Raw genomic sequence first — 2,432 nt, forward strand, 5'->3', positions numbered from 1 at the left:
TCCTGCGCCGTACCCGCCCGGACCTCGATCGAGGCTTCCGCGTCCCGGGCGCCACCGCGGTCGCCGTCGTCGCGGTCATCGCCTGCGTGTACCTGATGCTGAACCTGGTCGGCGAGACCTGGGTGCGGTTCTTCATCTGGATGGCGCTCGGTTTCGTCGTCTACTTCGCCTATGGGCGCAGGCACAGCCGGGTCGGCCGGGCAGCGACGGAGGCGGCCGGCGAAGGGGTCGAGAGCCGCTCCACGTAGGCTTGATGGTGTGCCCCCGGCCCGCCGCGACGCGTCGGACCGCCCGCCCCCGGGGAATGCGGCATGCCCGGTCGACGTTGGGAGGTGTCGTGATGCGAAGGCTTTTCAGCAGGCTGCGGAGGACTCGTCCCGGCTCGGAAGCGCTCGAGGGGCTGCCTGAGGGCGTCCGTCCCGCGATGCTCTACGCGTTCGACGGCTTCCTCAACGCCGGCTCGGCCCCGAGGATCGCCGTCGAGCACCTGGAGTCCCGCGACGAGGGTGAGGTGCTCCACGAGTTCGACCTCGACGACTACTTCGACTACCGCGCGCGGCGACCTCCGATGGTCTTCGACCGCGACCGCTACACCGACTACGACCGTCCGTCCCTGGAGCTGAGGCTCCACCACGACGACCACGGCGCGCCGTTCCTCGTCCTGACCGGTCCCGAGCCTGATTTCCGGTGGGAACAGTTCGCCGAGGAGGTCCACGAGCTCATCGAGGAGTACGGCGTCGAGCTCGTCGTCGGTCTCGGGGCGATCCCGATGGGCGTTCCGCACACCCGTCCGTCGGTCATCACCAACCACGCCAGCCGGCGTGAGCTGCTCGACAGGCCTAACCTGTTCCGAGCGCAGGTCGTCGTCCCGGCGAGCATCCAGTCGGTGCTCGAGCTGCGGCTCGGCGAGTGGGGCCACGATGCGATCGGCTACGTCGCCCACGTCCCGCAGTACGTCGCCCAGGTGGAATACCCGAGCGCGTCGGTCGCGCTGCTGGAGGCCGTCATCAGCGGCACGGGTCTGACGTTCGACCTCGAGGAGCTCAGGCTGCAGCAGGCCGAGGCCGTCGCCGACATCCACAAGCAGGTGGAGGAGCAGGACGGCGGCGACGTGCTTGCCGGGCTGGAGCGCCAGTACGACCAGATGAACCGATCCGCGGTGGAGCCGCTCGTGGCCGACGAGTCCGAGCTGCCGACGGGCGACGAGATCGGTGAGCAGTTCGAGGAGTTCCTCGCGCAGCTCGACCGGCCCGAGTCGAGCTCCGGAGAGTAGTCGGTCACACCCGAGGCGTCCCCGCCTACACCGGCCTCCGACGGCCGGTGCGCCGTGAGACGATGACGTCCGTGCCAGCAACCATCGAACAGCTCGTGGACCTCCTCGACCTCGAGAGGCTCGAGGAAGACCTGTACCGCGGCACCCACCCCGCAGACAGCACGCTGACCCGGGTGTTTGGCGGACAGGTCGCTGCGCAGGCGCTGATGGCCGCGTCGCACAGCGTCCCCGAGGACCGCCCGGTCCACTCGCTCCACGTCTACTTCCTCCTCGGCGGCGACCCGAGCGTGCCGATCATCTACGACGTCGAGCGCATCCGTGACGGGGGATCGTTCTCCACCCGGCGGGTCTCCGCGCGCCAGCACGGCAAGGTCATCTTCTACATGACCGCGTCGTTCCACCGGCGCGAGGACGGCTACGAGCACCAGAACGCGATCCCGGAGGTCCCACCCGTCGAGTCGACGCCGGTGCTCTCGGAGGTGCTCGAGTTCGTCGACCCGCGGGCAGCCGAGCACTGGCGCGCCGAGTGGTCGGCGCTCGAGGTCCGCTACGTCGGCGACAACCGTGCGGCCGACGACCCGGCTCGTGGGCTCGCGCCCTCGATCCAACGGCTGTGGCTGCGTGCCGCCGGAGACCTTCCGGACGACCCGGTCCTCAACGCGTGCGTGCTGACTTACATCAGCGACCTCACGCTCCTGGGCAGCTCGTTGGTGGTCCACGGGCTGACGGTCGGGTCGCCGCGGATCCAGCCCGCCTCGCTCGACCACGCCGTGTGGTTCCACCGCCCGGTCCGTGCCGACCAGTGGATGCTGTACGACCAGGTGTCGCCGTCGGCGATCGGCGCACGAGGGTTCGCGACCGCCAACATCTTCGCCGAGGACGGCGCACTCGTGGCGTCGGTGGCCCAGGAGGGCTTGATCCGTCCGATCGAGCCGCGTCCGCAGGCCTGACCGCCCCGGGACGGTGACTCCGCCGTCACCGTCCCTGGGACACGGTCAGCGCGGATCGATCCGGGCGACGAGATGTGTGGGAGCGGGCTTGTCCTCCCGCGCGTGCCCGGTGATGCCGAGCAGTAGGCGGTCGCCGTCGGAGGCCGAGCCGAACTGAACCGTGGCCGGGAGCAGGATCGGGCGTCGCAGCTCCGCGACCACCGTGCAGG

The 2,432-nt window shown here is 70.1% G+C and carries 3 protein-coding genes; all 3 read left to right on the plus strand.

Annotated features, from left to right (window positions below; genetic code table 11):
- Positions 1-248: amino acid permease C-terminal domain-containing protein (locus tag PV363_RS17230; RefSeq protein ID WP_301023008.1), on the plus strand; the 248-nt coding region annotated here is incomplete at its 5' end.
- Positions 249-340: 92 nt separating this feature from the next.
- The gene (locus PV363_RS17235) at positions 341-1,273 is read left to right on the plus strand and encodes a PAC2 family protein (RefSeq protein WP_301023009.1); all 933 of its coding nucleotides are present in this window, start codon (positions 341-343) and stop codon (positions 1,271-1,273) included.
- 71 nt (positions 1,274-1,344) lie between these two features.
- Positions 1,345-2,223, plus strand: a complete 879-nt coding sequence (locus PV363_RS17240; RefSeq protein WP_220341540.1) for an acyl-CoA thioesterase II — start codon at positions 1,345-1,347, stop codon at positions 2,221-2,223.
- The last annotated feature ends 209 nt before the right edge of the window (positions 2,224-2,432 follow it).

The organism is Mumia sp. (genome assembly GCF_028803055.1).
Taxonomy (GTDB): Bacteria; Actinomycetota; Actinomycetes; order Propionibacteriales; family Nocardioidaceae; genus Mumia.

Bases quoted from the DNA above. Each gene is read 5' to 3' on its own strand.
- PV363_RS17235 (WP_301023009.1), top strand. From the start codon at position 341: ATGCGAAGGCTTTTCAGCAGGCTGCGGAGGACTCGTCCCGGCTCGGAA.